This window comes from Microbacterium bandirmense (assembly GCF_037204185.1).
Taxonomy (GTDB): domain Bacteria; phylum Actinomycetota; class Actinomycetes; order Actinomycetales; family Microbacteriaceae; genus Microbacterium; species Microbacterium bandirmense.
Window position 1 is genome coordinate 1 of record NZ_JBBDGM010000010.1, and the last position, 25,288, is coordinate 25,288.

A 25,288-nucleotide genomic window follows, 5' to 3' on the forward strand; every position below is an offset into this window, starting at 1 on the left:
GTCGCGACGGTCGACGCGCTCGACATGGACATCGGGAAGACCCAGCAGAACGTCGCAGCGGGAACACGGATCAGCGGCAGAGCGCGCGGAAGCGCACCCCGAAGTAGGGTGAAGCACGTCGAGGTCCTCGTCAAGATCAGGGAGTTAGCGCTTCTGATCCTCGAGGACCTCGACCCCTACCCGCCGACCATCACCCGGCGAGCCTCACCCCCACCGAATGTCCGAAGAGCCCTCAAAACCCACAGATGCAGTCGGCGGCGCGGACGCGGCTTCGACTGTGGTCGAGCTCGTGCGCCAAGGCGAGTCTCATCACCTCGAGTTTAAGGAAACCAGTCGAATCAACCTACGGTCGGGAGTGAAGGACACTGCGATCGAGTCAGCCGTCGTTAAGACTGTCGCGGCGTTCCTCAATTCCGATGGCGGCGAGCTATTGATCGGCGTCGCTGATGACGGATCCGCGAAGGGCCTCGATCCCGACCTTGCTTTGTTTAAGGAAAGTGTCGATCGATTTGAGCGTTGGATCCGTGGGGACCTGCTCGCGAAGCGAATCGATCAGCACTTGGTCACGGATCATGTGGCAACAGAGTTCGTGAGGTTCCGAGGGAAGCTCATTCTCAAGGTGTCTGTCAGCCGGGGCGCGACGCCCGCTTGGGTGGACGACAAGACACTCTATCGCCGTCAGGGTAATCAAACGATCGAGCTTGTCAGCGGTAGGGATGTGCAGCAGTTCTTGGCGCAACGTTCATAGGCGCGGCCGGTACGGGTGGTCTCGAAGCCCGGCGACCCTAGGGTGACGGTTGCCACCTTCGACGAATGACTCGCCCCGGCATGTCCGGAGAGTGTTTTGCTGGTGTCAGCCGGCTCTCGTGACCGGTTCGTTGCGAGCGTAGTCGAGTTGCTCGACCTCGAGGGGCGTGAGGTCGTCTATGGAGCCGTGGGTGCGCTCGGTGTTGAACCAGAGCACCCAGGACGCGGGCGCTGCCTCGACCTGATCGACGTCCCGCCAGGGACCCTCGTGGTGGATGAGTTCGGACTTGTAGAGCCCGATCTGCGACTCCGCGAGGGAGTTGTCGTAGGCGTCGCCGACGGATCCGACGGACGGGTCGATGCCTTCGTCGACGAGCCGGTCGGTGAAGGCGATTGACGTGTAGACGCTGCCCGCGTCGGTGTGATGCGTGAGCCCGGCGAACCCTGTGACGCCTTCACGTCGGCGGGTGAAGAGAGCCATGTCGAGGCAGTCGAGCACGAGCGGGGTGGTCATGCTCGTCGCGGCGCGCCATCCGATGATGCGGCGGGAGTGCGCGTCGAAGACGAACGCGACGTAGACCCATCCGGACCAGGTCCACACGTAGACATCCCACGTCGGTCAGATGTCAAGCGGCGGCGGGTTCGAGAGGCGCGTAAGCATTGGGCCAGGCTGCTTGCTCGTCCCAGAGTTCACCGTTTCGGATGCACCACCACAGGTTGCCGAGGAGCTTGTTCGCGAGGTTCCTCAGGGCGGCGTTGTGATGGTCGCCGGCGGCGCGGCGCTTGTCGTAGTGCGCGCGGGCAGCTGGTGATCGAGTCAACGCGGCGAACGCCCACCAATGGCATGCGTCGCCGAGCCGCTTGTTCCGGACCTTTCGCGCCTTCACGTAGTGAGAGCGGCCCGACGCGCGGGTGACGGGTGCTGTTTCCGCGAAAGCTCGCAGACCCGCAGCCGTGCTGAACCTGTTCGGGTCGTCGCCGATCTCGGCGAGGATGCGCGCGGCGAGGACGGCGCCGATGCCGGGCGCGGATTGCAGCACTGGTGCGAGCGGGTGGCGCGCAAGCTCCGCAGCCAACGCCTGTTCGAGGTCTTCGACGGCGTCGCGCATCGATTCCACGACGCGGACAAGTCCGGTGACGACGTCCCCGAGCGCTGTTTCGACGGGTTCGCTCTGGCGCAGCGCGGGTGTCTTCAGGTCTGCGAGGATCTGCTCGACGAGCGCGGGGTCGTTGCGTCTGCCGACGCGGTGAAAGATGCTCTCGATGCGGCGCTTCGTGAGCCTCGCTCCTGCAGCTGGCGTCGGCGCGGCGGAGAGCACCGCGGTCGCTGCGTAGTGCGGCAGCTTCGGGAATGCCTTGACTGCTTGCGGATAGAACTCCAGCAACACCGATCGCAGCCGGCTGACGGTCTGATGCAACGCCCAGATCGCCTCCTGGTGCTGACGGGCCAGCGCTTTCAGGCGCAGCGCTCCATCGCTGTTGTTCGGGAGCGGGCGATGCAAATGCTGATCGGTCCTCAGCACATGCGCCAGCGTCGTCGCGTCCGCCGGGTCGGACTTGCCGCCGGACTGGCTGTGACGCTCGCGATACCGGGCGAGGGCCCGCGGGTTGATCGGGTAGACGGTGAACCCGGCCGCGGCGAGCCCGACGACGAGCAGGTTCTTATCCGTTTCGATCGCGACTGGCGTCGACGCAGGCCCGCCGGCATGCTCTGCGATCAGCTCGAGCAATTCGCGGAACCCGCCCATATCGGCAGTGATCCGCTTCTTCGCGATCAGCGTTCCGTCCTCGTCGACGAGCGCGACGTCATGATGGTTCTCCGCCCAGTCGATCCCACAGGTCATCTGGTTCATTGCTTCCTCGATCCCGGTTGATGATGAACGAGCAACGAGACGCATGTCGGCGACCTAATGGAAGCGCTCAAGGGGCGCGGCATCTCACAAGCCGTTCACCGTCTCACAGGCCGGCAGGGTCACCGTCTACGTTCAGACCTCGACGGTCGGCTGAATCAACAGGAGTGATCACCTATCGGCTGCTCACTGCCCACCCTGCCCGACCCGGGTCGGTGAAATCTCAGGGACCCCTGCCGGACCCGCTCGATAGCCGAAAAACTGCTCCGGCTCTCCCATTATGTGAAGTCGGCGACCCAGAGCTGGTTTGTGCGGAACCGGGCGAAGTGCCGGTCGACGAGGTCCGCGGGGTGGGTCTCGCGTGGATCCGTGTCGACGGGACGTTTCCGCTTCCCACGGAGCACGCCGGCGATCCCGAGCTCACGCATGAGACGCTCGACCGTGCAGCGCGCGATGCCGTGCCCGTCACGGCGCAGCCGCAACCAGAGCTTGCGGGCCCCGAGCAGCTTACGGTGCGCCTGCCACGCGGCCAGGATGATCGGCTTCCACCGCTCATCCGACACGGTCTGAGATGACGGTCCGCGCCCGCGGGCGTCGTAGTAGGTCGATGGGGCGACCTTCACGCCGTGCTGGGTGAGCACGGCGCAGATCGACTCGACACCCCATCGGATCCCACCCTCGGTGCGGTCCTTGTGTTCGTCGATGAAGGCGACTATCGCTTGTGTGGCCGGTCGAGTTCGTCCGCGAAGAAAGCCGAAGCCGCCTTCAAGATCTCGTTCGCCCGCCGCAGCTCGGCGTTCTCCCGCTTCAGGCGCTTGATCTCCACTGTCGCGTCAGTCGTCACACCGGGCCGGTCTCCCGCGTCGACCTGCTCCCGACGGATCCAGGTGCGGATCGTTTCCGGCGACCCGATCCCAAGCATCTGCGCGACCGCGGTCATCGCCGCATACTCGCTCGGATAGTCGGACCGCACCTCGGCGACCATACGGAGAGCGCGCTCACGAAGCTCGCGCGGATACTTACTGGGACGTCCCATGAGACAGATCCTTCCAAGGAATCCTGTCTCCGGACACACCGGGGCGAGTCAGTCCCGGCGGGTCCGTCGAAGTAGACGTGGTCGTTGCGCTCGATCATGTCGAGCACCTGCTTCTGCTGCTTGAGCAGGCGATGCTCATCGTCGAGGCGCTCGAGCTTGCGGTCGGCGAGCGTGCGCCCGCCGGCGAAATCGCCGAGCAGCGCCGCCGCGATCGCGTCGGTGTGCTCGGGAGTCATCGTGACCGGGTCGTGCGCGACGCCGTCGACGGCCGAGTACCACGCGTCGTGTTCGTCGAGCAGGTGGCTGATCGCCTTGATCGGATGCTGCAGATCGCCCTTCCAGGCGAGTTCCCACTCGAAGAACTGCATGTCGCCCGGGGTGACGTTCTTGAACTGGTAGCGATCGAGGGACGTGAACCAGACGAGGCGCGCGATCGGCTCGCTGCCATCGAGGACGCCTCGCGTTTTCAGGTAGCCGCGCAGGCTTCGGATGCTGCCGTCGAGCTGCTCGAACGGGCTCTTGCCCGGGTTCGGCACGCGGTCGAGCCGCCATTCGCCGTCCTTGTACTCGACGTACTCGGGGCTCTTCGCCTCGATCACGACGATCCCGCGCCCGGGGATCAGCACGATGAAGTCTGCCTCGCCCTGGAAGTGCGTGACGTGCCGCCGGATCTCAAGGCTGTGGATGACGATCCAGTCGTCCGCGTCGTGAGCGCCGGCGAGGGCATCGAAGATGCGACGCTCAGAGAAGTTCGCGCCCGGGCGGGGGCGCGGCGGGATCATGCGGGTCATGATTCGGATGCTAGCGGGGAACCCCCATCACTCGAAGAAGTCTTCATCGATCTCGACGAGGTGGACAGTCTCGCGCGCCTGCACGCCCACGCCAAAGCGGATCATCAGCGAGGTGAGCCGTTCGCCGTCGATGAGGATGATGCGCGTCGGCACGGAATCGGCGTAATTGCGGGCACCGGGACTGAAGCGGCCGGTGGTGATGAACACTCCTCCATCTGCCACGCCGCTGAGCGCACCGACGAAACTCTGCACGTCGGGGCGTGTCACAGGATTGTCCATGGCGTAGCGCTTCGCCTGCACATACACGCGGCTGAGGCCGAGCGTGTCCTGGTCAATCACTCCATCGATGCCACCGTCATTGGTCAGAGAAGTCACCTTCGCTTGTCCTTCTGCGCCGCCGTATCCCATAGCGACCAACAGATCGACCACGGTCTGCTCGAAGAACGCGGGCGACTTCGCCAGAAGGCGCGAAAGCAGTTCTGCGGCCACTTCTGCATGGATCTGCTTGATGCCCCGATCGATCAGTTCTGCTGGGTCAAGAGAATCAGCGTCTTCCGACACCTCCACCGGCGACTCCGATTGCGCCTTCACTCGACGGTAGCCCGTCACCGCTTCCACGTCGGCGCGGGTCACTTCCGGGTGTCCATCAAGAAGCTGTCGGCCGATGTCCGTAATTCGGTACCGCCCACGCTCAGGACGATCCAGTGCGCCGGCTTTCGTCAAGTGAGAGATCGCCCACCCGACGCGATTCGCATGCATCGGCTGGCCGGTGGTGAGGGTGATCGCACGATCACTGTCGCTGACGCCCGCGTCGTCCGCGGCTTCGAGAGTGATCTGGCTCCGGTCTCTGACGGCCCCATCACTCATGATCCGGAGAATCGGTGCCATGAACTCGTGCCATTTCGGGATCGACAAGGTGCACTCCTTACGCTTCGCGGTGCGTTCAATCTATCCATTCACGGCGGGCTGCGAGCACGAAGACCTGCGCTCCGCGCCGCGCCTGCTTCGCGCGGCAACGCGAGTGGACATGATCGAAGTATGAGAACGATGCGTGAGTCATGACGTCGATGATCAGTTGGCTCGATGCTTCTGTCGACGAGCAGCGTCGAATGCGCGAACTTGCCGCACTTTTCACCCAGCGTGAGAGCCGCGACGAGCTCGGACTCGGCCAGATCCGTGACAGCATCTCCGACGCTCTCTTCCCCGGCACCTCTACCCTGCACACCCGTGCGCGATATCTGCTGTTCGTTCCGTGGTGCTTCCAATACGCAGCCCGAGCGAAGCCTGCTCGACGCGTCAAGCGCCTCGACGAGGTGGAGCGTGCGATCATCCGCCCCCTTCGCGAGTCCGCCGACCCCGACGGTCTCCTTGGACTCCGTGCCGGAGCAGCGCTGAAGAACCTGCCCTCATCGGTCTATTGGTCAATGCTGCGAAGGTACGAGATCTTGTCCCGCCCTGTCGGGTCTGCAGAGGCGCTCGACCATTCGGTTCCGACAAGGCACATCGACGACGACGGCGCCGTGACCATGACCTCGATCTGGTCGGTGCCACCACCCCCGGCGGGATTCCCGTACGAGATACCCGACGGTTTCGCGCTGACGCCCTCCGAAGCGGGATGGCTGCGCGATCACATCCTGGAACACGCCTCCGGAACCCTACTGACACACTTCACGCTGACGCGCCCCGAGACCGACAGCTCGACCCCCTGGTCGGATGCTGCCGCGCAGACGGCCCCCAAGCGCGCAGCGCTCGTGCTCCGCCACGCAGAAGACTTCTCGACCGTCATGCACGGCGCGCAGCTGCTCTACAACTATTTGCTGGCGGTGGATGCTGATCGACTGGGCGCACGAGAAGAATCCCTGGCCGACACGTACCGTGAGCAGTTCGAGCTCTGGGCGATGACCGTCACGGAACGCACACGCGCGTGGCGTTTCGACGATCTCCACACGGTTCTGCGGCGCGAGCACGACGGCCCGGTCGTCATCGCTCCCGGAGCACAGGCGTTTGTTCGAGCGTGGTCGTCACTCGTGCAGTCGTACCCTGCTCGGGCACTCGTCGACCTGCCCGAAGCGCAGCAGCTCATCCGACACCGCGAACGCATCAAGGGCGCGAAGATGCGGCTCGGCAACGCCAAGCGGCTCGCGGCATGGAGCGGAGCTGCGGGTAGCGAAGCACTGACGTATCGCTGGAACAATGTGCGCCGCATCATGGCTGACCTGCACGACGGGCTACAGCGTGCTTGAGCCCGACTCGCGTTCGCTGTTGTCGGAACTGCTGACGCCGCCAACCGGCTTCGCGCTGTCGCACGCGGTCGGCACGACATTCACCCTGACGCTCGAGGCCGCGCTTGCGGTGCCACTGTCGTTCGCGCGCCGAGGTCTCGCGTCGTCGACAGACGACTCGGTGGGCGTGCTGAGCGCGGTGCGCCAGGCGGTCGACAGGGTAGACGTGTTCGCGCAGTCGGGCTACATCTCATTAGGCGCGTCGAGTGACCTCGTCACCGTTCTCGAGCCCATGATCCACCCCGTAACCACGCGGCGGGGGCTCTTCCATCCCAAGGCGTGGTTTCTCGAGTTCGCAAACGGCGACGAACGTCGGTACCGGTTTGTCTGCAGTAGCCGCAACCTCACGACCGACCGCACGTGGGATGCCGTCGTCAGCCTCGACGGCACCCCCGGTGATCAGCCGCGGCCCGTGAATGACGGCATGGTGCAGTTGCTCGGGTGGCTCGCGGATGAGGGGCGCAGCACCCCTCGGCTGGCCGATCCCCGCGGCATCCGAATCCGCAGCCTCGCCGACGCGTGGCGCACGATCGAATGGGAGCATCCGGATCACGTCCGGAGACTCAACGTGCACGTGCTCGGCGTGGGCTCCAACTCGCTTCCGCAACTTGAGGGCACGCGGGCGCTCGTCGTCTCGCCGTTCGTCACCGGCGACGGGTTGGCTCGCGTGCGGGCACGTCGCGGCGGCGAGACCACACTAGTGAGCCGACCCGACCAACTGGAGAAGCTCGCACCGGCCATCCTGCATGAGACGCGCATTCGCGTATTAGACGACTTCGTCGATCAGGCGCTGGCTGATGCGGACACAGACGCGGACACACCCGACGAACCTCGCAGCGCCGATTTGACCGGACTGCACGCGAAGATCGTTGTGCACGATCGGGCTGGCGGAGGCTCAACGATGCTGATCGGCTCAGCGAACGCAACGACGCCTGCGTGGACGACAAACGTTGAGGTCATGGTCGAGGTGCAAGGCCCAACGAAGCAATTCGGCGTAGGCACGATATCTGAGGCGCTCGCACCACTGCTCGACGACTTCGTCACCGACGGCGGTGTCGCAGAAACCGCCGATGAGGTCGCCGAACGCGAGCTAGACGATGCTCTGCGCCGCATCGCGCAAACTCGAGTGAGCATGCGCGTGATGCGCGACGATCCCTATGCCGTCGAGGTCTGGGCCGAAGAAGAGATGCGGGTCCCGAAAGGTTTCATCCCGTCGTGGCGCTTGCTCACGCAACGCGAGTTCGTCACGAGCACGATCCCGGCGGCCGATCAGCCGCATACTCTCGGCTCGATGGGCCTCGAGCAGGTCACCCCTTTTGTCGTCGTCTCGCTATCGGATGCCGTCGGGCGCCGCCAACAAACCATCGTCATCGCCGAGGTCTACGACGACGTACCGGGTCGTGCCGACGCCATCGTCGCTTCGCATCTCACCGAGCCTGGGGCTTTCGCCCGGTTCGTTCGCCTGCTGCTCTTCCCGCAAGACGCAACGGCGCTCTCAGAACCCGGCTCGGTGTTCACATCGTTCCACTCGGCGTTCGGAGCCGGCGTCGCCGAAGACGGGTCTGGCCTTATGGAACTGCTCGTCCGGGCCGCGGCCACGAACCATCAGGGTCTCACCGAGATCGAACGCGTGTTACGTCACTTCAGCCCGGAGGAGAGTGCGCAGGCGCTCCCAGAGGGCTTCGCCTCAGTTTGGGAGTCTGTGATCGCATCAGTACAGAAGGGGGAGCAGACGTGACGACCTTCGATGCGGATGCCGTGATGCAGGGCCTCAAGGGGTTTCAGCGTGACGCCGTCGAGCACGTAATTGACCGCTTCTACCGTGATGCTGACGGCAGCGGCCGGTTTCTCATCGCCGACGAGACGGGTTTGGGAAAGAGCGTCATTGCCCGTGGGGTCATCGCTCGCACCATCGAGCAACTGCAAACCGATTCCTCCGTCAAGCGCATCGACGTCGTATACATCTGCAGCAATGCCGACCTGGCCAATCAGAATGTGCAGCGACTCAACGTGACCGGCGACAAGCACATTGCGATGTCGACGCGTTTGACACTGCTTGCCAGAGAGAGCCGCAAGCTCGCTCATTCCAGTGATGCGGGTAAGAAGGTGAATCTGGTCTCGTTCACGCCCGGGACGTCGTTCAAGGATGGCGGGTGGCGTACCGGCAATGCGGATGAGAGGGCGCTGCTATGCGTGCTGCTCGAAGACCACCTCGCCCCTGACTTCTCAAGCCTCCGAGCAGGTCGCCGATTGTTCCAGGGCGCGATCGCGAAGGCGAAGACCTTCGACGATCGCATCAGAGGCATGCGAGAACAACTCGGGCCCGGCGGCGCAGACGTGCGGATCAAAGACGCCTTCTTGCGTTCGATCGAGGAGGGCGGAACGCTGCAGTGGTTTGTCCACGTTCGCGAGAAAGTGCAGACAATGGGGCGCCGCAAGCGTTCTGCGGGGCTGCGCCATGAGATCGCGCAGCTCATCGCCGAGCTGCGACGTCAACTTGCCAAGGCGGGAGTCGATGCGCTGGAGCCGGACCTGATCATTCTTGATGAGTTCCAGCGGTTCCGTGACCTGCTTGACCCGTCCAACGGCAGTCCGGCGGCCGAGCTGGCCGATTCGCTGTTCACGTACGGCAATGCCAAAGTGCTGCTGCTGTCGGCGACGCCGTATAAGCCGTACACGACGGCATCCGATGCTGACGACGATCACCAACGCGACTTCATCGAGACCATCTCGTTTCTCGCCGACCGCGACGACTCGCGGGTAAGCACGGTGACGGACGCGTTGGAGGCGCACCGACTGTCGCTGACCACCGGGGGTGATGCGGGCGCCACCGCTGTAGACGTGCGGGCCGCGCTGCTGCCCTACATGAGCCGGTCAGAACGCCCGCCGCTGGCGCGGAACCGCGACATGGTCATCGACCGTCCTCTCCATGGTGGCGTGCCGACAGCATCCGAGGTCGCGGACTGGGCCGCACTGCACCGGCTGGATCAGCATCTGGGCGCACGGATCGACATCGAACAGTGGAAGTCGATTCCCTACTTCGCGACGTTCATGGACACGTACAAGTCGGGAAGTCGTGTGCGTGAACTGCTCGACGAGGACGGCGGCCAGTCGGTCGCGCCGCTGCTGTCGGCCGCTCGTGGCGTCGTCGGTGACGACATTCGGGCGCTACACAAGGTCGACCTCGGCAACGGGCTGCTCCGCGGGCTTGCGGCCGACACCATCGACCGTGGCTGGTGGAAATTGCTATGGATGCCACCGTCGATGCCCTATCTGCGACCGGGTCAGGTCTATTCGTCGATCGACGGTGACGTGACCAAGCATGTTGTGTTCTCGGCCTGGAACGGCGTACCGACAGCGGTGTCTGCCCTGCTGAGTCACGAAGCGTCACGTCGCGCTCGCGCGGGCTCGGATCGGGCTTTGGAATCGACGAGCAGACGACTCGCCTGGGCGACGAATGAAGACGGGCGGCCCACGCAGCTGAGCACGCTGGCGTTGTTCTGGCCGCATCCGGAGTTGGCTCTGGCAGCCGACCCGCTGGCAGCCGCCCGAGACGCAGAAGACCTGGTAGACGCCGAGAGCGTGGGCTCGCACCTTGACGCGGGCGATGGTGATCAGACGAGCGCCTTCTTCACATATCCGGGGCTGACACCGGTCGGCATACGGACCGACGACGTGGCTGCACTGCTCGACGATGACGACCGGACTACGCGGGGCGAAGACGAGGCCACCGACCGTTTCGCCGTGTATCTCGACGAGGTAACCCGGATCGTCGCAGGTCCGCGAACGACCGACGCCGCTCTCAGCCGTCTTGCCGCGCATGCTCCGGGTTCGATCGCGTATCGGGCACTGCGCACAGTGGCATCCGACGCGGCGACCGAGCGCGGGATCTGGCGGGCGGCGTGGAAGCTGTCGCTCGCGTTGCGGGCGATGTTCGCACGGCCCGATTCATACCTGTTGTTGGACACGCTGTACGGCACCCGCGACCACTACTGGACGACCGTGCTGACGTACTGCGCCGACGGGAACCTTCAGGCTGTGCTCGACGAGTACCTGTACCAGCTGCGCAGCGAACGCGGCCACCTGCTCGATGACGACGATCTGTTGACGGCCGCGCGTCAGACCGCATCGGCGATGAGTCTGCGCACCGCGACCTTGCGTGGCCACGAGACGACGGCCGAGCGGCAGCAGATCGGTTTTCCAACTCGCTTTGCGGCGCGCTACGGGGGTGCGGGGACGGATGCCGATGCCAAGGTCGCTGCTCGCCAAAGCGATGTGCGTGCGGCGTTCAACAGTCCCTTCGCGCCTTTCGTGCTCGCGTCGACGAGCGTCGGCCAAGAAGGCATCGACTTCCATTGGTGGAGCCATGCGGTGGTGCATTGGAACCTGCCATCGAATCCCGTCGATTTTGAGCAGCGCGAGGGACGGGTCCACCGGTACATGGGGCACGCGGTGCGCAAGAACGTCGCTGCCGCGCACTGGGCAGATGTGCTGCATTCGGCGGGACCGGCCTGGGAGGCCGCGTTCGCGGCCGCTGCGCGGTCGGAAGAGACCCAGCGTCTCGGAGAGTTCGCGCCGTGGTGGGTTTATGGCGAGGGGGAGGATGCTGCCCGCATTCACCGCCGGATAGCCGCCTTCACACTGAGTCGCGACCACGATAAGTACGAGCGTCTGCTCGACGCGCTGACGCTGTACCGGCTTACGCTCGGTCAACCCCGTCAAGAAGACATGGTGCGCCTGATGCGACAGAACGGCGTGGAGCGTGACGTAGCAGAGGGCGCGATCGATCTGAGGCCGCCCAGTGCCGGTCGGGGCGGGAGGGATGTGTGAGCGAGCCCATCCACGTCGTCGGAGCGGTCATCGTGCGCGGGTCGCGTGTACTCGCGGCGCGGCGTCCGGACGGCAAAGCTCAGGCTGGCCTGTGGGAGTTCCCGGGCGGCAAAGTTGAAGCGGGCGAGACGCCTGAAGTCGCGCTAATTCGCGAGGTCCGCGAAGAGCTGGTCTACCTGAACTTCACGTCGGGCGCAGGATGCGTACAACTTTCCGCTTCCGCTGCAATGCGCCAGTGCGAACCTTCCAACTCAGCCGCGAATGGTTCGTCTACGTCTGCAGGCACGATCCTGACGCTCACGACTTCTCCCGGATTAGGGACTGCCGTACCGAGCCTCTCAGCCGCGTCACGATGCTTCGCATAGTCGCCGCCGAGAATTACGTAACCTTCGTTTCGCAACGCTGTGCGGGCACCACCGTTTGCCCGCACACGCTTCATGAAGTCGTCCTGCTGCGCGACCGTAGCTATGGCGCTTCGCCCAATGCGTGCCCCCGTGACGCGCCGCAGCAGTTCATTCACGCGCTGTTGACCCGATCGAGGAGCGAAGATGGCTTGGAGCGTTTCTTCGTCACACTGAAGCAGTACGTTGGGGGGCAATTCACCAGGACGCTCGATCCAACGGACTGCGTCGCGTCCGGCTCGGTTCAGCGTGACCTTGGAGTCGCGATTGTTCCCGGCGTTGCAGTATTCGGGACGAGCGCGCACAACTCCGAATGCGAACTCACTGCGGCGATCGTTGACGTAACCGACCGCCATGAGGTGTCCCCGCGCCTCCGGCGGGATCATCCAACCGTTCATTCTCTGTGAGAACTTGCAGTCCACGTCGATTCCCGCAACGCGATAATCGAGCTTCTGCTTGTCACCGGGCTCGTCAATCACATCGTCGAACTCGCGACGCAGGTTGATTTCGAACAGAGTGCCGTAATGTGTACGTTCGGTCTTGTGCAGTTGGTCCCATGAATAACGGCCGGTGCGCTGTCCGTCATAGAGCTGGTCCAGGGTGTTCCGCATCAGTTTGCCGAGACGGGACCCAGTCGGATCCGCCACCCTAAATGCGTGGAAGACCTTGATCAGCTCTTCGTCTGTCTCGCCTTCAAGGGGGTCGATCGTCCAGTCATCAAGAACCGACGACATGCTCAGCTCACTCTGTTCCGAAAGCGCGCGACAATCTCATGCCGCCAATGATCCGACTGGCCAGTAAAGCCCCTGAACTCGCCCAGTTGATAGCGCTCAACACCGTCGTCGTCGAACCTGCGGAGTTCGAAGTCGCGACCGATTGCGGCTAGTCTCCGCTGAACGGCGGACTCGCTTCCTTCGTTGTATGCATCAATGAGCTCGGCGAGGCTCAGCGGACGCGGGCTGGCCGCGAGCGCTCGGTACACGGGATCATGAACTTCCAGAACTCCCGGCTCCTCCACCCTCGGCATACTCTCGTGGGTCAGTGCGGCACGGATGCTCCTTCCCACTGCCTCGGCGACCGGCGGTGGAAACGCATTGCCGATTTGCCGATATTGGGACGTCTTCCGGCCGGAGAATCGGTAGCCGTCCTCCGCGGACCATCCTTGGATGCGTGCGGCCATCTCGATCGTCAGCCGCGGAGGCGTTGTGCGGAACGACAGCGACTTTCGATTTGGTGCTGCGTCCGCTATCCCGCGCCCATCGACGTGGAGCCTGGCCCAGCCAGCCTTCGCGCGGGTCGGCCCAAGATCGGCACCGCCGTGCTTCTTGCTCCCGCCGACGAGCGTCGGGCCGATGTCGTTGGCCGCATCACGCCATGCGTCCGCATACTTCCAGCCATCCGCAGCCATAAGGTCGTGTAACGCCTGGCCGACAGTTACGCGTGGGCCGACGTTCGGCTCCGGCCAATGGAAATAACGCATGTCCTCCGCAGACATTGCGACCAACACAAAGCGAGGACGCAGTTGCGGGACGCCGAACTCAGCTGCGTGGAGCAGCTTCCACTCACCTACATACCCCAGCTCGAACAGCCGGTCGAGTACGCGCTGGCGGTATGCCGCGAACCGCGGCGCCGAAAGCCCGCGGACGTTTTCGAGCACGACCGCTCGAGGCCTGAGGACTGCGACCTGCTCGACCGCCCACGCGAACAAGTCGCGTTCATCGGACGTGCCGAGCTGATTACCAGCCGCGGAGAACGGCGGGCACGGCACACCGCCTGCGAAGAGGTCGACGTCGGCATAGTCGCGGGGATCCCATAACCCCGGATCCGCAACGTCACCGATAACTACTGGAACCTCTAGATTGGTGCGCAGGGTATCGGCCGCGGTCTCATCGATCTCGACCGCTAGTTGATGGGTGTAGCCTGCTTTATGCAAACCAAGGGACTGCCCACCCGCGCCCGCACATACCTCAACGACGCCAAAACCCTTATCGCTCACCCTGCCATCGTATGTCGAGCTACGGACAGTGCTCCGGGGGAACGCCGTACTCTCAACCAAACGACAAGCGACCGCTCTACCATCGATGCATGAGTCCATCCGACCCCCGAGATCGGTCGCAACCGCCAACAGCCGCTTCGGATGGACGACGCCGGAACATGAAGGCGAATCGTCGACGCGACACGAGGCCCGAGTTGGCGCTCCGGTCTGCGCTCCATCAGGCTGGATACCGGTATCGCTGCGATCTGAGGATTGACCTCGCCGGGGGCCGAGTACGACCGGATGTTGTCTTCACCCGCCGACGCGTGGCGATTTTCGTTGATGGATGCTTCTGGCACTGCTGCCCGATTCACGGCAGCCGCCCGAAGATCAACGAAGATTACTGGTCGCCAAAACTGCTGAAGAACGTCGAACGTGATCGCAGGAACGATACCCTCCTCGAAAGCGCCGGCTGGAAGGTCATACGGATCTGGGAGCACGTGCCCGTTGCGGATGCACTGAATCAGGTACGTCTCGTGCTCGATGCGCGAGGCTAGCCCTCCCTGCTACCGTCGGCCTCATGCCCAACGTCGCGACACTCGCCACCCTCCGTACCTTCGTCGATGAGCGCGACTGGGACCAGTTCCACTCCCCCGAGAACCTTGCCAAGTCAATCTCGATCGAGGCGGCCGAACTGCTCGAGCTGTACCAGTGGAACCAGGAACCTGACCAGGAACGCGTAGAAGAAGAGCTCGCCGATGTGCTCACCTACTGCGTTCACCTGGCGAGCAAGCTCGGTGTGGACATCGACGAGATCATCCTGAGCAAGCTCGAGAAGACCCGCATGAAGTACCCGGCCGAACTCGCCAGGGGCCGTATGACCAAGTACACGGATCTGCAACCATGACCGAGTTCAGCATCGAGCGCCTGCCGTTCGAGTGGCAGCATGTCGATGCCTGGGCACGCAGCGACGAGCACCACACCGACTGGCCCGTCGTCTATGTGCTCGACAGCACAACCCGGGCAAGAAGCTCTACGTCGGCGAAACGGTCAACGCAGCATCCCGCGCGCGACAGCGCCTCGCCGGCCCCAAGCGCGACGCTGGCCCTAGTCGATCCGCGGTGACGGGCAGTACAGCATCCTCAACGGCAACGACGGACGCGCCTTCGACGAGTCGTTCGCCCACCTCGTCCGCATCGTGGATGCGAATGAGGGAAACCCCGACATCCCCGCCACGCTCGCTGACGAGGAGCACTATGAGCTCGCCCGCGCTCTTGACCGCAACCTTGCGGTCACGCGTGGCCGCCCCAGTAGGCTCAGCTCATGACGCTGAAATACATTGGAGGAACACTCCCAGGCTGGGGTGTTTACTCACTCACCACGGGCCTGTTGGTTCGCGTTCCTTCGGGACAATGGGAACTGAACGCAGAGACGGTCTCATCAGTTGAAGTTGCAGGAGCGGGTAAAGAGTACAACTATGCCGCCGGTGGCGCGGGTATGCTCGCCGGCGCTGCTGTCGCAGGGCCAGTGGGGATGCTGGTCGGCGGGTTGCTGCCAAAGGCGTTCAAGGACGATGTCGTCCAGTTCGTTATCCGCTTCCGCGATGGCAATGTCGCCCACTTCGCCGGATCTCCGGGCGACTACAAGCGGGCACTGAAGTCCTCCTACAAACCGACCCTGGCGACATCCCAGCCCAACTCGAATAACGTGGCCATTACCTCGGAGACGTCTGAGATCGAGCAGTTGCGGGCAGAGGTGGCTGCTTTGCGTTCAGAGAAGAGGCCCGCGGCGCCGATGACACAGGCATCCGCGCCAACTCCGGCCACAGCGGCGCCTGAGCCAGTGGTGCGCGCGTGGTTTGAGGGATTCCCCGAGTGCTTGTCCGAGCCGCCGGCAGATGGTGAAAGCACGGAGGAGCGAAAGCACCGAGAGTCTCTGAACAAGAAGCATCGCAAGGAGTATCGGTCGGCTCTGAAAGAGAAGAGGAAGCAGTTCGAGCGCGAGATCCGCAAGAGCACCATTAATCCGGTGAAGAGGGTTCAGATGATCTCGGAGATGCACAAAGAGTACTACGCGCTCGAAAACCTCTAGAGCCCCTCTTGGCCGCCCCGACATCACGCAAACGCGCGGTCGAGGAAAGGAACCACTGCGCGCGCCGAAGCGGCCGAGAGGTCTGAGGGGACGCCGAGGAGCACAGTGCGGCTGGAACGCGTCGTGCATATCGTGAGCCTCCCAGGCGTCAGCCACTACTCCTGCGGCGGAGTTTTGGCGTCGGATGCTGACTTGCTCCGCGTCGACGATACCCACCGGCTGGACCAGCGCGCAGATCAAGCGTCGGGCGTGCAGCGCAAGAAGTTTGGCGAGATCAATTCACCTCACGCTCCGCGCTCCGCCGCCGCGATTCGCGCCCTGATCAGCGCCGCCGTGCTCTCGGCTTCACGCATGAGCTGAAGGATCGCGGCGTGGTTCGCCCAGTGTTTCTCCCACAGCTCGTGTCCCGCGGCATCCGCGAAATCGACGCGAGTCGGCTCACCCCACTGCGCGTATCTCTCAAGGACTTCGGCACGCTGCGCGAGCCCGGCGATGCCGCGGGTCGCCGGGGACAGCCGTGCCGGTCCGAACATCCACGTGCGCCACTCCTGGTTGCCCTTGCTCTGGTTGCACTTGCCGCACGCCGGCACAAGGTTGTGGATCTCGTGGATGTACCCGGTGGGCTTCTGCTCGCGAACCAGTGGGCGCAGGTGATCCCACTCCGTCGCCGTGTCTCCGCAGTACGCGCACACGACGCCGTCCTCCATCCCGAGCACCGCCAGCGCCTCGTCGACCTGCTCGGCCGTCGGCTTGATGATCGGCACGATGCCGTTCACGAACGAGTTGGTGATGCTCGATGACCGGCCGGTGATGCGAACGGCATCCGGCATCGCGAAACGAAAAGCGGTCCGTGACATGAGCCCAGAGTAGGCGCAGCGCTCTTCAGCCGCCTCCCTTCGCCGCGCCCACACACACCACCGTCACGACCGCGGTCCACGATCACCCCGCTTCACCGGCCTCCCCTCCCGCCTCGATGCCGAGCCTCGAGCTCGCCTCTGCGATGCCCTTGAGAGCCTTCCCGTCGCCGGCGGACCGTACGGCCTTCCGGTATGCGCGACGGATCTCGGCTGAGACGACATCGGCGAGGTAGCCCCACGGATCCTCGGTGACCATCAGCCAGGTGTGCTCCGGATCCCACGCCGTGTCCTTGACCACCTCGAGTGCGACGGCGGCGACCCCACGCGGATCGACGACGGCACCTACCTCGGCGAGCACGCCGCGCTGAACCTCGGGAACGATACGGCGCAGAGCCTGACGGCGGAAACCATCGCGGTCGAGGTTCTCCTCACCCACATTGAAGATGCCGCCGGCGCGCAACGCAGTGAGAAAGGTGCGGAGCTCGTCGTTGGTCCAGTCGGTTTCGGGCATGGCAGTCTCCTGTCGTGAGTGAACGATGACAAGAGCCGCCGCAGCCCTAAGTGGACTGCGGCTTCTCTAGCTCTCGCGGCTCACGACGAGTGGATGCCACATGCGCGACAGTCGGATCACACCGGTCAACGCCGCGACAGGCGACGGTGCGGATGCGGATGCCGAACATGATCCCGACTGTAGTGGGAGCCTCAGACGTCCCTCAAGGGTGTTGAGGTGCTCCGGGTCGCGAAGCGAATCCTGAGCGAGGAGCGCAGCGACGAGACGAAGGAGCCGGGAAGTTACGCTGTCCCTGTGCATCCATCCGGCCCTCAATCGCTGACCGCTCCACTCGCTGAGGCCCTGCGCAACCCGCATCCGCTGGCGTTTCTCGAGTACGCGAGCATGCTCGCCCAGGCCACCGAGCCCGACCCGCTCGCCGGCATGCGGCACATGGCGCGCGGAGGCGGCGCACCATCGCGGCCGAAGATCGATCGCGACGACCTCATCGACAGCTTTTTCGACGTCGGGATGCGCGAGACCGACGCCCTGCTGATGGTGTGGGCGCAGATGCTCGACGACGACCGGCTGCGCGAGCGCGCGCAACGCGAGCTGCCACTTCGTCGACACTCACTGCCTGCGTGGCTGCGTCAGCTCGACAAGGTGCAGCCCACACGCGTCATCCAGGGCAGTCACCTGCTCGGCGACGGCGAGAACTTCTTCATCGGCGTCGAGACGGCGGGTCGGTCGTTCACGATCGTGCTGTACATCGACCACAACATGGGCACCATCCCGAAAGACGGCTTCGCCGTCGACCTGCCCCTCACCGAGGTGGTCGGTCGGATGCACGAGGGCGCCGCCGAGGACGACATCGTCACCGAAGAGCTGCTGCTCGAAGACGCCCGCGCCAAGATCGACGAGGCGCTCGAGAATGAGAGCCATCTGCTGGACCCGTTCGAGGGTGACTCCTGGCCCGGCACGCGCCCATTGACCCGATGGATGCTGCGGCTCCTCCCCTCCGGCGGAACGGGATACCAGAAGGCCGAGGCGACCGACCAGGAACTGGATGCGATCGTGGAGGCATTCCTGGCATCCGAATTCGCGGCCGGGGCCGCACCCGACATCGCCGACCAGGTGCGCACTCTGCTGAACTTCGGGCCGTACTACAGCGGCACCGAGCCGCTGCGCTGGAGCCCCGTAGTCGCCGAAATGGTGCTGGTAGACCTGATTCCCCGCAAGGTGATGGCCGATGCCGCCTACCTCGCCGGCATTCCCGACGCGATGCGTGCCCTGGTGCGCTTCGCGCACGCCGAGCGGTCGGTGCCGGCCCGATACACCGCCGAGACTCTGCACGCGATCGACGAGTTCGAGCCGCAGTACCGCGACCTGATCGCCGCGGACCAGCGGCCGGGCACGCTGGGCATGGTGCAGCAGGTGCTCGGCGCCTCCGATCCATTCGGCGCGGGCGGGCTGTTCGAGGAAGACATCTCGACAGACGAGTACTTCCTGCGTCGGGTCGCGCTGCGCACCGGCGGGATGCCCGCTCTCGATGCCCTCGACACCGCTGCCCTGCCGGATGAGCCTCTGACGCTGCCCCCGCTGACCCGATCGACCGCGGTGAAGATCGAAGAGGTCGCCGAGATCGTCGATGGCGCCTGCATCGACTTCTTTGCGGATGCTGAACTGCGCACGGCCGCGCGAAGGCTGATCTCCCGCATCGCCGAGGCTGACGCCGACGTACTCGCCCGCGGCAAGAGCACGAACGCCGCGGCCGCCCTCTGCTGGATCATCGCCAATGCCAACGACGCGTTCGCCGCCGTGACGGTGAAGGGCTTGACCGAGTCGCTGGGAGTCAAGTCGAGTCCGCAGGATCGCGCCCTCACCATGCTCTCCGCGCTCGGTGTCGACCACTACGAGTGGCGGTACGACCATGCCCTCGGCGACGCCGCGCTGTTGACCTCACGCACGCGCACGGCACTGATCGCACGGCGCGACAGGCTGCGGGCCGCGATCGCGGCAGAGCAGGCGGACTGACCCAGCCACTCCTCCTGCACAACGCCCGCAGAACCAGACCTGTCCACAGTTCCCGGAGATGACGGCCCGGGCGTCGGTGCCCGCACCGAGGATTCGAAGCACTCGAAACCTTGGAGGAGACATGGGCACCACGAAGCTCGACCTGATCACGAAGCTGCTGGCGAAGGCCGAGAGCACCACGCCGGAAGAAGCCGAAGCGCTCACCGAGCACGCCGAGCGGCTGATGCTGAAGTACGGCATCGAGCAGGCGCGCATCGACGAGCGGCGGGCGCGAAGCGGCGCGGAACACGAAGAGATCGTGCAGGAGCGGTTGCTGTTCGCCGGCGTCTACGCCCGTGACCTCCGCGAGCTGGGCGCCGGCGTCGCGCTGGCGCTCGGCACGGTGCATCCGCTCTACGGCAGTGAGTCCGCATCAGCGCTGTACCTCATCGGCCATGCATCAGACGTACGTCAGGCCCAAGTGCTCACCGCGAGCCTGCAGGTGCAGGCGATGGTCGCCATGCGCTCGTGGTGGAACGTCGAGCGGCACCGCTACCACCGGGCGTCGGAGAGCGACCGGCGCCGCGCCCGCAGCGGCTTCGTCCGCGGGTTCGGCGCGGGTGTCGCCGAGCGCATCCGCGAGAACCGACGCACCGTCGTCGAAGAAGCCGGCAGCGGCACCGACCTCGTGCTCGCTTCGCGCCGCGACCGGGTGGACGCGTTCGTGCACGCCATCCCCACGCGCAGAGCGCGTCAGCGCCGCGGTGTGGACGCCGGGCCGTTCATCCGGGGCCAGAGCTCGGGCCGCACCGCGAATACGGGCGAGCACGCAGTGGAACAGTGCCCGCGTGAATAACTACTACATCTAGTAGATTCGGATAATCATTGGAGGATGGGCCACGTGTCGAAGACCGAGCTGAACCAGCAAACCGCGCGTGTGCTGGCGCGGGTCGCTGCCGGCGAAACCCTGACCGTCACCGATCGGGGCCGACCGATCGCGCAGCTGTCACCGCCGGCCACTGATCTCTGGTCCAAACTCGTCGCCAGCGGACAGGTGTCGCTCCCCACCGCCACAGGAGCCCTGCCCACGCCCGCCGTGCGCACCACCGAATCGACCCGGCAGATCCTCGATGACCTCCGCTCGGACCGCCTGTGATCTACCTCGATACCTCAGCAGCGGCAAAAGCCCTGATCGAAGAGGTTGAGACCAGACGCATCCGAGCGCTCTTCGCCAACGGCACTTCGTTCGTGTCCTCGCGGCTTCTCGCCGTCGAGCTTCATGCGGCCGCCGACCGCCGAACCATCAGCATCGACGCCGCGCAGCAGTTACTCGACCGGGTCGCTCTCGTCCCCCTCGACGATGATGTTCTGACCGAGGCGATCTCGCTGCGCAGTGGTCTGCGAACACTCGACTCTCTGCACCTGGCGACAGCCGTCCGCCTGAACGACGCTGTCTCGGGCATCCTCACCTTCGATCGCGAACTCGCCCGCGAGGCGGAGCGTCGCGGCGTACCGACCATCCAGGCGTGAGCCCGCCTCCGCGCCCCCAGGCCGATCCATATGCATGTGCTGTTTTTCGCACACGCATCTGTTAGTGTGAAAATTCGCACATTATGTCGAGTGTGAGGAAATCGTAACCATGCGCAGCGCTCGTGTCACCAGTCCGGAAACGTTGGGCCGCATCCTTCGAGAGGCGCGACTCTCGAACGAACTCACTCAGGACGAGGTCGCCGACTATATGGACGTCAACCGGCGATATGTCATCGAGCTCGAGAGTGGCAAGCCGACCCTCGCGCTTACCCGCCTGTTCGAGTACATGCGAGCGACCGGCGTGACGATGTACACCGAGATCTCCGATGACGCACAGGCGAAGCTCTGATGGCCGAACTCGCGGTCGGACTCTACGATGTCGAGATCGGCGCCCTCCTCGGCGAGCGCGACGAGTTCATCTTCGTAGCCAGCCCTGAGGCAATCGAACGATTCGGGATCGGCAGCACGCAGCTGTCGATCGCCGTGCCGTTGTTTGAACACAGCAGCCGGAAGAACGACCTACAGGAACGCAATTTCTTCGAAGAGCTGCTCAGTGAAGGAGCGGTGCGCGCGCAACTCGCGTCGAACGCCCGGCTGGATTCCACGAACACGATGGCCCTCCTGGCACGATACGGTCGCGATGTCGCGGGTGCACTGCAGATATGGGATCCGACCGACCCCGCAGAACCACGTACCCCTGAAGCGCGCCCCGTCACCGACACCGCGATCGTCGCCATGTTCGACGACGTGGGCACGAACCCCCTCGGCAACAAAGGGCGCCGCCGCCTCTCCTCGCTCGCCGGCGTTCAGGACAAGGTTCTCCTCGCGTACGTCGACGGAGTGTGGGCAGAGCCACTGGATGGGTATCCATCCACCCATATCCTCAAACCGCAGTCGGGAAGGTTCCGCTCGCTCATTTTCGACGAGGAGTACGGCTCACGCTTCACCCGCGGGCTCCGGCTCGCAGACTTCGACACCCGAATCCAGACGTTTGACGGACGCAGCGCACTCGTCATCGAGCGATACGACCGTGAGGACGGTGGGCGGATCCATCAAGAGGACTTCAATCAGGTTCTCGGCTACCGGGGGGATGCGAAATACGAGCAGCGGCCAGGCGACGGACGTCTGCGTGCAATCGCGGCAACGCTGCGCGAGCATGCGACCGTGTCGGAAGTGCGCACGCTCGTGAGGATGCTCACGATGTCCACCGCGCTGGGGAACCTCGACATGCACTCGAAGAACATCTCGCTCCTCCACGCCCCTGGCGGGGAGATCCGACTCGCCCCGCAATACGATGTCGTTCCGCAACTGCATATGGATCTGGACGATGACGTCGCTCTCCTCGTGAACGGCAAGTCGGGTTACTTCGACATCGACGGCGAAGACCTACTCGCCGAAGTGGGGTCGTGGGGACTGCGCAACGCGCGTACGCTCATCGCGGATGCTCTCGAGGAGACCCATGCAATCGCCGAAGCGGAACAGCCGCTCCCCGGCGCCGACCCGTCGCTGGTCGGAATGATCACCCGCCAGACGCAACGACTGCTCGATACTCTGCCCATGACAACCGCACGACAACGCGCTCGTCAGACGCCTCAGCGACCGGATCGAGTGTTCCCGCAGCGAAACGCACCGGGCGGCTGGGGTGGTCCGGTCGGGTAGCGCTCTATTCGCCGTTGCCGCGTTGAGCCCACCCCTAGTCACCCGGTCCGCACCACCGCGCCCTCCGCGAACTCCCACATCCGCCGCGCCTCGCTCTCGTCCTGCAGCGCCGTGAACAGCGCACGCTCGCGCGGAGCGCCCGACATCCCGAACCGCCCGCCCGGCACGTAGAACCTGCCCGGCGCAGCATCCGACGCCAAGGCCATCAGCGCGGGTTGCGCCGCCTGTGCGGGAGTGTTGCCGATGCGGCGCGCGAGTCGCGCCCTGCCGCCCGACTCCGCGCCTTTCGGCTGCTGACGTACACCGGCGGCGATGCCGGTGTCGGGCGCGACACCCGGATGGCAAAGGTTCACGTTCAGACCCCAGCCCTCCGACGCGCTGCGGCGCGCGAGCTCCACACCCCACAGTCCGAACGCGCGCTTCGACCCGGCATACGCGCGCCACGCGCTGTAGCGCCGCTCGCTCTCGAGATCGTCCAGTCGACCACGGGCCGCCGCCAGACTCAACTGCACAGCGACGCGTGCGCGGCCGGCCTTCAGCAACGGCATCAGCTCACGCGTCAGCGCGGCATGCCCGAGAAAGTTCGTCTGCAGATGCAGCTCGTGCCCGTCGACCGTGACGTGCCGCTCGCGGTCGCCGAGCAGGATGATGCCGGCATTCATCACATACAGGTCGAGCGGCGCTCCCTCGGCGCGCAGCGCCTCACCGAGTGCCGAGACCGATGCGAGATCAGCCAGGTCGAGCGCGCGGACCTCCAGCGACGCGTCCGGCACAGACTCTCGGATGCTGCGCACCGCAGCATCCCCTCGATCGCGGTTACGCACCGGCAGCACCACGTGCGCGCCCTCCGCGGCGAGCGCCCGCGCAATCTCCAGCCCGACGCCGCTGCTCGCGCCCGTCACCAGCGCGCGGCGACCACCCCAGTCTCCGGTCATCCCAGCCCCCTCGCTCAGATGCTCTCAGCGTGGCCGACCGCCGGACGGGAAGCAAGAGGTCAGGCGCCGATCCCCCGCAGGATCGCGTCCACCGTGTGGTCGATGCGATCAGCGCTGAGCGGCTTGCCCAGCAGTGCGGCATAGCTGGCCATCGCGATGAACTGGTCGGCGATGGCATCAGCATCCACGTCGTCCCGCACATCCCCTGCCTCGCGCGCGAGACCCAACCGCGTAGCCACCCAGGTGCGCACTGGCGCCGCCAGCCGCTCGTTCAGCTGCGCGCCGAGCTCGGGGTCGGTCGCCGTCACAGCGATCAGCGCACGGGCGAGTTCGACCGATGCCGAATCACCCTGCTGGTCCGACACCGCGGTGAACCACGCCCGCAGGTCGCTCGCGAGGTCGTCGGTCATTGGCAGCGCATCAGCGCCGGGCAGTTCGCCCTCGAGCAGCGCTTCACCGAGGATCGCGGCCTTCGACGGCCACCAGCGATAGATCGTCTGCTTCGACACCTCTGCCTCGGCGGCGAGGCCTTCGATCGTCACAGCGGCGTAGCTGTCTTCGGCGAGTGCGCGCCGCATGGCCGACAGCACCGCCTGGCGGGCTTTCTCACTGCGAGGACGAGGCATGCGCTCAGGATATCGGGAGTACACTGGAATAACGAGACGCATCGTTGCGTTATTCCCGTTCGTCAGGCTCGGGCCCTTCGACAGCCTCAGGGACCCAATCAGTACAGAGGAGAGATCATGGCACTCACGGCACACTCCACCATCGGCGAATGGCTGAACGACGAAACCGGCGGCCCGCTCATCCGCGGCCTGCTCGAGAAATCGGGATCCGACCCCGCCCAGCTCACCCCGGTGCTCGGCCTGCCGCTGCAGCAATTGGTCGCCATGAGCCAGGGCGCGATGCCCCAGTCGGTCGTCGACGACCTCGTCCGCGCGGCCAACGGCGGCGAGATCCCCACCGACGCCGCGTCCACCGGCTGGGTCGAGCAGGTCGCCCCTGGCCGTTTCGCCGGCAAGACCGTGATCGTCACCGGCGCAGCATCCGGCATCGGCAAGGCGACCGCCGCGCGCATCGCGCGCGAGGGCGGCCGGGTGATCGCATCCGACATCGCCGCCGACAAGCTCGACGCCCTCAAGACCGAGCTGGCGGATGCTGACATCGTCACCGTCGCCGGAGACCTCCGCTCGCAGGACGTCATCGACGAGGTCATCGCCACCGCCGGCGACCGCATCGACGGTCTCGCGAACGTCGCCGGCATCAACGACGACTTCTCGCCCGCCGGCGAGACCTCGGATGCCGTCTGGGACCGCGTCATCGCCATCAACCTCACCGCTCCGTTCAAGCTCATGCGCGCCGTGCTGCCCGTCATGGAGAAGGCCGGCCGCGGCTCCATCCTCAACGTCGCCAGCGAGGCGGGCCTGCGCGGCAACGCCTCGGGCAACGCCTACACCGCCAGCAAGCACGGCATCATCGGCGTCACCAAGTCGGCCGCGTTCATGTACGGCCCGATGGGCATCCGCGTGAACTCCGTCGCCCCCGGCGGCGTGGCCACCGGCATCCCGATGCCTCCGAACATGTCGGAGTACGGCTCGAACCGCCTCGGCCCGTTCCAGAAGGCGATCCCGTCCGTCGCGACGGCCGAGCAGCTGGCGGCGTCCATCACCTTCCTGCTCAGCGACGACGGCGTCAACATCAACGGCGCCGTGCTCGCCTCCGACGGCGGGTGGTCGGTGCAGTAATCCCCCCTGCTCACCGAGCCCCCGCTCCGTAGCGGTACCCATGCCGTTACAGCTCG

At 65.1% G+C, this 25,288-nt stretch carries 26 protein-coding genes and 2 pseudogenes; 16 read left to right on the plus strand and 12 right to left on the minus strand.

Annotated elements, in window-relative coordinates:
• Window positions 1-217 precede the first annotated feature (217 nt).
• On the plus strand, window positions 218-748 hold the full coding sequence (locus tag WDU99_RS12015; RefSeq protein WP_337332703.1) for an AlbA family DNA-binding domain-containing protein: 531 nt from the start codon (window positions 218-220) through the stop codon (window positions 746-748).
• 105 nt (window positions 749-853) lie between these two features.
• On the opposite strand, the pseudogene WDU99_RS12020 reads toward WDU99_RS12015, so the two are convergent.
• The 6 genes and pseudogenes from WDU99_RS12020 to WDU99_RS12045 all read right to left on the minus strand — a co-directional run.
• Window positions 854-1,351: pseudogene (locus tag WDU99_RS12020) on the minus strand (transposase); the annotation flags it as partial.
• Window positions 1,352-1,373: 22 nt separating this feature from the next.
• Window positions 1,374-2,600: an IS110 family RNA-guided transposase gene (locus WDU99_RS12025; protein ID WP_337332704.1), complete on the minus strand. Its 1,227-nt coding sequence runs from the start codon at window positions 2,598-2,600 to the stop codon at window positions 1,374-1,376.
• 275 nt (window positions 2,601-2,875) lie between these two features.
• Window positions 2,876-3,238 (minus strand): IS3 family transposase, encoded by a 363-nt coding sequence (locus WDU99_RS12030; RefSeq protein ID WP_337332705.1) that lies wholly within the window; start codon window positions 3,236-3,238, stop codon window positions 2,876-2,878.
• Window positions 3,239-3,309: 71 nt separating this feature from the next.
• Window positions 3,310-3,633 (minus strand): transposase, encoded by a 324-nt coding sequence (locus WDU99_RS12035; protein ID WP_337332706.1) that lies wholly within the window; start codon window positions 3,631-3,633, stop codon window positions 3,310-3,312.
• Entirely contained in the window at window positions 3,534-4,424 is an 891-nt protein-coding gene (locus tag WDU99_RS12040) for a nuclease-related domain-containing protein (RefSeq protein ID WP_337332707.1), read from the minus strand. The genes WDU99_RS12035 and WDU99_RS12040 overlap by 100 nt, the downstream gene beginning before the upstream one ends.
• Window positions 4,425-4,451: 27 nt before the next feature.
• Window positions 4,452-5,339, minus strand: coding sequence for a restriction endonuclease (locus tag WDU99_RS12045; RefSeq protein WP_337332708.1), 888 nt, complete (start codon window positions 5,337-5,339; stop codon window positions 4,452-4,454).
• A gap of 152 nt (window positions 5,340-5,491) precedes the next feature.
• Between WDU99_RS12045 and WDU99_RS12050 the strand changes: the two genes are divergently transcribed.
• From WDU99_RS12050 to WDU99_RS12065, 4 genes and pseudogenes are all read left to right on the plus strand, one after another.
• On the plus strand, window positions 5,492-6,667 hold the full coding sequence (locus WDU99_RS12050; protein ID WP_337332806.1) for a DUF6361 family protein: 1,176 nt from the start codon (window positions 5,492-5,494) through the stop codon (window positions 6,665-6,667).
• 19 nt (window positions 6,668-6,686) lie between these two features.
• On the plus strand, window positions 6,687-8,444 hold the full coding sequence (locus tag WDU99_RS12055; RefSeq protein ID WP_337332709.1) for a phospholipase D family protein: 1,758 nt from the start codon (window positions 6,687-6,689) through the stop codon (window positions 8,442-8,444).
• Window positions 8,441-11,536 carry a helicase-related protein gene (locus tag WDU99_RS12060; protein ID WP_337332710.1) on the plus strand — a complete coding sequence of 1,032 codons (3,096 nt, stop codon included), beginning with the start codon at window positions 8,441-8,443 and terminating at the stop codon, window positions 11,534-11,536. The genes WDU99_RS12055 and WDU99_RS12060 overlap by 4 nt, the downstream gene beginning before the upstream one ends.
• Window positions 11,533-11,697, plus strand: a pseudogene (locus WDU99_RS12065) (NUDIX domain-containing protein); the annotation flags it as partial. The gene WDU99_RS12060 and the pseudogene WDU99_RS12065, both read left to right, overlap by 4 nt.
• Window positions 11,698-11,708: 11 nt before the next feature.
• Here the strand turns inward: WDU99_RS12065 and WDU99_RS12070 are convergent.
• The gene (locus tag WDU99_RS12070) at window positions 11,709-12,671 is read right to left on the minus strand and encodes a NaeI family type II restriction endonuclease (RefSeq protein ID WP_337332711.1); all 963 of its coding nucleotides are present in this window, start codon (window positions 12,669-12,671) and stop codon (window positions 11,709-11,711) included.
• A gap of 2 nt (window positions 12,672-12,673) precedes the next feature.
• On the minus strand, window positions 12,674-13,933 hold the full coding sequence (locus WDU99_RS12075; protein ID WP_337332712.1) for a DNA cytosine methyltransferase: 1,260 nt from the start codon (window positions 13,931-13,933) through the stop codon (window positions 12,674-12,676).
• 89 nt (window positions 13,934-14,022) lie between these two features.
• Between WDU99_RS12075 and WDU99_RS12080 the strand changes: the two genes are divergently transcribed.
• From WDU99_RS12080 to WDU99_RS12095, 4 genes are all read left to right on the plus strand, one after another.
• On the plus strand, window positions 14,023-14,469 hold the full coding sequence (locus tag WDU99_RS12080) for a very short patch repair endonuclease (protein WP_337332713.1): 447 nt from the start codon (window positions 14,023-14,025) through the stop codon (window positions 14,467-14,469).
• 23 nt (window positions 14,470-14,492) lie between these two features.
• The gene (locus WDU99_RS12085; RefSeq protein WP_337332714.1) at window positions 14,493-14,819 is read left to right on the plus strand and encodes a nucleotide pyrophosphohydrolase; all 327 of its coding nucleotides are present in this window, start codon (window positions 14,493-14,495) and stop codon (window positions 14,817-14,819) included.
• Window positions 14,816-15,037 carry a hypothetical protein gene (locus tag WDU99_RS12090; protein WP_337332715.1) on the plus strand — a complete coding sequence of 74 codons (222 nt, stop codon included), beginning with the start codon at window positions 14,816-14,818 and terminating at the stop codon, window positions 15,035-15,037. The genes WDU99_RS12085 and WDU99_RS12090 overlap by 4 nt, the downstream gene beginning before the upstream one ends.
• Window positions 15,038-15,235: 198 nt before the next feature.
• Window positions 15,236-16,003, plus strand: coding sequence for a hypothetical protein (locus WDU99_RS12095; RefSeq protein WP_337332716.1), 768 nt, complete (start codon window positions 15,236-15,238; stop codon window positions 16,001-16,003).
• Window positions 16,004-16,287: 284 nt separating this feature from the next.
• On the opposite strand, the gene WDU99_RS12100 is transcribed toward WDU99_RS12095, so the two are convergent.
• On the minus strand, window positions 16,288-16,860 hold the full coding sequence (locus tag WDU99_RS12100; protein ID WP_337332717.1) for an HNH endonuclease: 573 nt from the start codon (window positions 16,858-16,860) through the stop codon (window positions 16,288-16,290).
• An 82-nt stretch (window positions 16,861-16,942) separates the two neighbouring features.
• On the minus strand, window positions 16,943-17,371 hold the full coding sequence (locus tag WDU99_RS12105) for a hypothetical protein (RefSeq protein WP_337332718.1): 429 nt from the start codon (window positions 17,369-17,371) through the stop codon (window positions 16,943-16,945).
• Window positions 17,372-17,665: 294 nt separating this feature from the next.
• Between WDU99_RS12105 and WDU99_RS12110 the strand changes: the two genes are divergently transcribed.
• The 6 genes from WDU99_RS12110 (at window position 17,666) to WDU99_RS12135 (ending at window position 22,552) form a co-directional block, all read left to right on the plus strand.
• Window positions 17,666-19,384: a DUF6398 domain-containing protein gene (locus WDU99_RS12110; RefSeq protein ID WP_337332719.1), complete on the plus strand. Its 1,719-nt coding sequence runs from the start codon at window positions 17,666-17,668 to the stop codon at window positions 19,382-19,384.
• 121 nt (window positions 19,385-19,505) lie between these two features.
• Window positions 19,506-20,219 carry a DUF2786 domain-containing protein gene (locus WDU99_RS12115; protein WP_337332720.1) on the plus strand — a complete coding sequence of 238 codons (714 nt, stop codon included), beginning with the start codon at window positions 19,506-19,508 and terminating at the stop codon, window positions 20,217-20,219.
• A gap of 45 nt (window positions 20,220-20,264) precedes the next feature.
• A complete protein-coding gene (locus WDU99_RS12120; RefSeq protein ID WP_337332721.1) occupies window positions 20,265-20,519 on the plus strand; it encodes a type II toxin-antitoxin system Phd/YefM family antitoxin in 255 nt (84 codons plus the stop codon).
• Window positions 20,516-20,893, plus strand: a complete 378-nt coding sequence (locus WDU99_RS12125) for a type II toxin-antitoxin system VapC family toxin (RefSeq protein WP_337332722.1) — start codon at window positions 20,516-20,518, stop codon at window positions 20,891-20,893. The genes WDU99_RS12120 and WDU99_RS12125 overlap by 4 nt, the downstream gene beginning before the upstream one ends.
• A 109-nt stretch (window positions 20,894-21,002) precedes the next feature.
• A complete protein-coding gene (locus WDU99_RS12130) occupies window positions 21,003-21,242 on the plus strand; it encodes a helix-turn-helix transcriptional regulator (protein WP_337332723.1) in 240 nt (79 codons plus the stop codon).
• On the plus strand, window positions 21,242-22,552 hold the full coding sequence (locus WDU99_RS12135) for a type II toxin-antitoxin system HipA family toxin (protein WP_337332724.1): 1,311 nt from the start codon (window positions 21,242-21,244) through the stop codon (window positions 22,550-22,552). Before WDU99_RS12130 ends, WDU99_RS12135 begins: the two co-directional genes overlap by 1 nt.
• A gap of 38 nt (window positions 22,553-22,590) precedes the next feature.
• Here the strand turns inward: WDU99_RS12135 and WDU99_RS12140 are convergent, their stop codons facing one another.
• The gene (locus tag WDU99_RS12140) at window positions 22,591-23,487 is read right to left on the minus strand and encodes an SDR family oxidoreductase (protein ID WP_337332725.1); all 897 of its coding nucleotides are present in this window, start codon (window positions 23,485-23,487) and stop codon (window positions 22,591-22,593) included.
• Between the two features lie 59 nt (window positions 23,488-23,546).
• Window positions 23,547-24,113 carry a TetR/AcrR family transcriptional regulator gene (locus WDU99_RS12145; RefSeq protein ID WP_337332726.1) on the minus strand — a complete coding sequence of 189 codons (567 nt, stop codon included), beginning with the start codon at window positions 24,111-24,113 and terminating at the stop codon, window positions 23,547-23,549.
• 117 nt (window positions 24,114-24,230) lie between these two features.
• On the opposite strand from WDU99_RS12145, the gene WDU99_RS12150 reads away from it, so the two are divergent.
• Entirely contained in the window at window positions 24,231-25,232 is a 1,002-nt protein-coding gene (locus WDU99_RS12150; protein ID WP_337332727.1) for an SDR family NAD(P)-dependent oxidoreductase, read from the plus strand.
• The last annotated feature ends 56 nt before the right edge of the window (window positions 25,233-25,288 follow it).